The sequence below is a fragment of the Cyanobacteriota bacterium genome, assembly GCA_027618255.1.
Lineage (GTDB): Bacteria > Cyanobacteriota > Vampirovibrionia > LMEP-6097 > LMEP-6097 > JABHOV01.
Window position 1 is genome coordinate 1 of record JAQCFG010000092.1, and the last position, 5,713, is coordinate 5,713.

A 5,713-nucleotide genomic window follows, 5' to 3' on the forward strand; every position below is an offset into this window, starting at 1 on the left:
GACTTTTTGTTTTTCTTCTTCTCTGACTTGTAGTTTATTTATTGATTCAAAAATCTCAAGAGCGAGTAAGAAATTGCTTCCAGTTTGATCATTGGGAGATTGCCACGCCCCTGCGGGCTTCGCAATGACAGATGCTTCGAAATGCGGCACGCACTCGCGCTTAATCCCCTCCTTCTCGCGGCGAATCTCCTCAATACTATTGCCTAAATAATCCATGTGATCCATTGCCACATTAGTTATTGCAGTAGCTAATCTATTTTCTTCTGGAATTACATTGGTGGCATCAAAACGACCACCCAAGCCGGTTTCCAGTATCGCAATGTCGACTTGCTCTTGTTTAAAATACTCAAAAGCAACTAAAGTTTTTTCTTCAAACTCTGTTAAATTTTGCTCGCAACTTGTCGAGTCGAAACGACTTGCCGCGTCGTAGCGACTTGCCGCGTCGTAGCGAAGCGAAGACGGGAGTGAAGACTGATAACGAGAATAATCATCCAAATCAATATCCTTCCCATTAACAGAAAACCTCTCAGTGACATTCCAAATATGCGGACTAGTATACTTGCCAATTTTGATTTCCGGCAAAATATTTAAATATAAAAGCTCTAAGAAAGTACAAACAGATCCCTTACCATTGGTACCAGCGACATGAATCGTCTTAAAACCATAAGGACCAAGCTTGTCATAAGCTTTTTGAACAGTCTCTAAAGAATAATTAATCACTGACACAAATCAATTATAGCGAAACCGACGAGCTACAGCGAGTCTAACTTATGTCTTCGCTTCATCACCACTAGACTTGGGCATAGCACTACTAGTATTTTCAACTATATGCGTAGCACCAAAACTTTTGGTTTTGCTGCGATCGACACTTGAACTAATTACAGCTGGACTTTTGGTTTCCGGAGCTTCTTTTGGTACTTGTTTTTCTGCCATTACTGCAGCTTCCGGACTCCCTTGAGCTGGGTTTGCAGTTGTAGTTCCTGGGCTATCTTCTTTAGTGTCAGTAGTTGGTCTTGGTCCACGATTTCTCTGTCCGCCTCTTTGGTCACGATTATTATAACGGCTTGATTTTTGGTTATAGTTACGTCCACTATTACGTCTATCATTATTATTAGCAGCCTGTTCACCACGATCACTTCGTTCGCTACTATCATTACGATCAGACGGTTCGCTGCGATCATTACGTTCAGGACGTTCGCTGCGATCATTACGTTCAGGACGTTCGCTGCGATCATTACGTTCAGGACGTTCGTTGCGATCATTACGTTCAGGGCGTTCGCTGCGATCATTACGTTCAGGACGTTCGTTGCGATCATTACGTTCAGGACGTTCGCTGCGATCATTACGTTCAGGACGTTCGCTGCGATCATTACGTTCAGGACGATTATTATAACTACGTTGATTAGAATTTCTTGGACGTCTATTACCATGATTGTGTTGACTATCATCAGTATTTAAATTAAAGATGACCCCTGTACCACTACAATGCTGGCAAGTATTACCAAAAGTTTCAGCAAGTGCTTGTCCAGATCGTTTGCGAGTAATCTCAACTAAACACAAATCCGACAGTTGTCCTACCTGTGGCTTAGCTTTATCAGGTCTAAGAGCATTTTCAAGCACTTCCATTACAGTAATGCGATCTGCTCTTTCTGACATATCAATAAAATCAATAATAATCATGCCACCAATATTACGCAGTCTCATTTGTCTGGCAATTTCGACAGCTGCTTCCATATTAGTTCTTCTAACAGTCTCACGCAAAGTGTTTGAGCTAGTGAACTTACCAGAATTGATATCAATTGCAGTAAGTGCCTCCATTCCTTGAATCACCAGGTAACCACCACTTGGAAGGTTAACTCTATTGGAAAGACAATTACGTAGTTCTTTTACGACATCAGTCTTGATCAAAACTTGATCAGCATCATAATGTGTCAGATTAACTTCTCTACCAGTCCAACCTTTAAGATGTTCTTGACATTTATATTTAGCTTGCATGCCACCAACAACTATCTCATCAACACTAGTATTGTAATGATCACGAAGTGTGGTGTATAAAAAATCAGATTCTTTATAAATAGCACCATAGCCATCGAGCCTGTCGTATTTATCAACGATGTTTTTCCATTTCTCCCAGATAGTAAGGAAGTCCTCTTCAAGTTCTTCTTGACTATGTCCAGCAGCCTCGGTTCTAATTACAACACCAAGCTCTTCAGGTTTCATTAAATTGGTAATAGATCTCAATCTATCTCTTTCAGTGTTCTCACTGATTCGTCTACTAATTGCAATACTTTTATTTTCACTAGTAAGTACATAGTATCTACCAGGAATTGAAATCGCCAGATTAACTCTAGGACCCTTATTACCAGTGGGTTCTTTAACAATTTGAACCAAAAGTCTTTGTCCAGGACTCAACCTGTCGTAGAGTAAACCTCTACCTGGAATATCATTTGCATGAAGGAATCCCATTTGTCCATCTTGCAGCTTAACGAACACTGCATTAATTGATTGCATGATATTTTCTACTGTTACAGCATAAACATCACCTACACTAAAATCATTTTTCTGAATAATGAAATCGATTGCTTTACCATTGTCCATCAATGCAGCAACGTTATCCTGTTCGGAAATTACTAATTGTCTCATTTTAACCTATCCTTTTATGTTTCAGGCTTTAAATCGCCTTAGGAAATTTTCGCTGGTACTAGCTATAAAGCTAGACTAGCTCAGAAGTTTTTGTTGTCTTAAACACTTGTTCTTGCTTACAAATACTCCATTTAGACTTTGTTAGAAAGGCATTAAGAACCTCGTCAGGTCTTTGAGTTGACCTTAACCTAAGTTCTAATTGTTCTGAATCCAAAAATTGCATATCGATGATATTGTCTCTAATGTTCTTAGATTGCCCCTTGCCTCTCGGGTCTTTCTTAACCCCTGTCACTACGATCTCCCTCTGATCGAGAAAAGTTGTTAGACGTTGATCTAATTTCTGCTGAAATTCATCCTTATCTGTATTACCTAGATCATTATTCTGGCTGAAAAGCTCGTCATCTTGTATTAACTTTGCTGTATAAACCGTCTCTAGGACATCTTCAAGGGATAATCTTTCTTTAGAAGAGATCACCGTCACCTCTACTATTCTAGCCTGTTCTGGAAGTTCTTGGTTTAAAATTTCTTTTAATTTATCAAGATCGTCAAATACCTCAGCCAGCTCTATAATCAAGTATTCCCCCATACTCTCAACAAATAACGACAGAGCACTCAACCAACTAATCTTGATACGTTGATTGAAACCCATGGTGTGTACCAAGGGCAGCCCAGAACGCCTGAAAGCACGCTCTAAAAGCCTCTGAAAATCCAAATGTGAAGCAAATCTATAGTCCCCAAGCTTAGTAATTTTTAATTTAACTCGTTGTTTACAGACTGTATTTTTAACAATTATTTTGGGTAGTCTATCTGAAACTCGCTGCACATGCTCTATCACAGTCATACCAGTATTGACCAAAATATCTAAAAATAACAAGAGCTCATGGTATTTTTGTGCCCTAATCAGCCACTCTTGTTTTAAGACATCTTGATCAGCCAATCTTTCATCTTGATTAAGCGTTTCTATAAATGGATTTGAGTCAGAAAGATCTACTCCAACAATATTTTTGACATTGAGATTAAAACATACACCGCAAGCGTGACATTTATTTTCGGTACAAGGCGCAGTCTCTATTTCTGCAACAGCTTGCTGCCATTCATGCAATAAAAACTTGTCAGTAAAACCAATAGTCAAAACATCCCATGGCTGCTTTGAACCTGGTTCTCTATCTTTGCTCACTTCCTCTTCGATATTCAAACCACACTCAGCAGCAACTTGCTGCCAGCGATTGATATTAAAATGCTCAGACCAAGAGTCCATACGAGAACCAGTCTCCCAAAGCTTTTGGATAACCTCTCCCCACCTGCGATCACCACGCGACAAAACAGACTCGATCATTGCAAGCTCAGGTTCAGTACAGTTGAGTTTGATTTGTTTTGCTACTCGTCTTTGTCTTAAGCCATCACGAAGATATTTTTGTTTGCGATAAAACTCAGCAACACTGCATTGCGGGAACCACTGAAACGCAGTAAATGTTTTGGGTACAAAAGTACTAATGGTGCAAGTGATTTTAAGAGGTGCTTTTCTGCATTTGCCATCAACTCCAGTGCTTCTGTGCAAATTCGCTGCCCATTCTAGAATATCGATAATCCCGTCAAGATCAGCATCTTCTTCAAAGGGTAAACCAATCATAAAGTAGAGCTTGACTTGCTTCCAGCCCTTGTCATAAGTACCTTGTATGGCACGCTTGATTTCAGCCTCACTCAATCCCTTATTAATAATGCGACGCATTCTTTCGGTGCCAGCTTCCGGTGCAAAAGTCATTCCAGATTTGCGCGCACCTGAAACCTCGTCAGCAAGCTGCACATTGAATCTATCAGCACGCTGTGATGGCATTGATAAACCAACACCGTTCTGGGCATGCTCATCATTGATAGCATGGGCAGCTTCTGTCAGGCAAGTATAGTCACTAGCTGACAGTGACAAAAGAGTAATATCCTCATAACCAGATTGTTTAACCGACTCCCCGCTCAATCTCAAAAGATCCTCTGCAGAGCGCTCACGCACTGGCAAGTAAGTGTAACCAACTTGGCAAAAACGACAACCACGATCACAGCCACGGCGTATCTCAAGTACTTGTTTGTCTTGCACTGTTTTGATATGCGGAATTGGACCAGAGATTGGGTTATTGGCGTCAGTGAGGTATTGAGTAATCCTCTTCAAGACGGGATAAGGGATGGGGGAAACGGGAGACGGGATTGGTTGTGGAATAAAATTCTCGTCTAGTTCATAAAGAGATGGAACGTAGATACCTTGCAATTGCGCAAGTTCATAAAGCAGCTCTTCCCTATTCCCTATTCCCTTCTCCCTATGCCCTATTAAGATAGCTTGAATCTCAAGTATCAACTCCTCTCCATCTCCGATAATAAAGAAGTCAAAATACTCAGCCATTGGCTCAGGATTAAAACAAGCAGGTCCTCCTGCAAAAACCAGTGGGTGACTAAGATCACGATCTTTGGTTTTAAGCGGCAGTCCGGCAAGATCAAGTACATTAAGTACATTGGTGTAGCAAAGCTCGTAAGCAAGCGAGATACCAATAAAATCAAACTCTGCAAGCGGCTTATTGGCTTCCCAAGACCAAAGCGGCATTTCATTGGCGCGCATCATCTCTTCCATATCAGGCATCACCGCAAAGGCTCTGTCACAAAGATAGTCAGGATGATTGTTGACGATTTGATAAAGTAATTTAAGTCCAAAATTGGACATGCCCAATTCATAAAGATCCGGATAAACCAAAACCATACGAGACTTAGCAGAGTCCCAGTCCTTGTGAGCCGCTCCCCATTCATTACCAAGATATTGCCCTGGTTTTTGAACTTGGGGGAGGATTTTGTTTCTTAGTTTGTCAATAATCATTTATTCTCAAGACTTAGATTTGCTTAGAAATTGCCAGATGCAAGGCTTGCGAATGATTTGTAAGCTGAGTTGACTGAGCCGTCAATGATGATTACAAATCATGAGCGTAACGCAGCAGCTGGTGATTTAAAAGTAAATCTAAACGCGGACTGCTATATCAACACCCGCCGGCAGATCCAAGTCTTTAAGTGCAATAGTAGTCTCATGCGTTGGATC

Annotated in this window: 3 protein-coding genes; all 3 read right to left on the reverse strand. The window is 40.8% G+C overall.

The features are described 5' to 3' along the window. Nucleotides 1–726: hypothetical protein (locus O3C63_09370; GenBank protein MDA0773132.1), on the reverse strand; the 726-nt coding region annotated here is incomplete at its 3' end. Between the two features lie 42 nt (nucleotides 727–768). Then, a complete protein-coding gene (locus tag O3C63_09375; GenBank protein MDA0773133.1) occupies nucleotides 769–2,643 on the reverse strand; it encodes an Rne/Rng family ribonuclease in 1,875 nt (624 codons plus the stop codon). A gap of 70 nt (nucleotides 2,644–2,713) precedes the next feature. Then, nucleotides 2,714–5,497, reverse strand: coding sequence for a TIGR03960 family B12-binding radical SAM protein (locus tag O3C63_09380; GenBank protein ID MDA0773134.1), 2,784 nt, complete (start codon nucleotides 5,495–5,497; stop codon nucleotides 2,714–2,716). Nucleotides 5,498–5,713 lie beyond the last annotated feature (216 nt).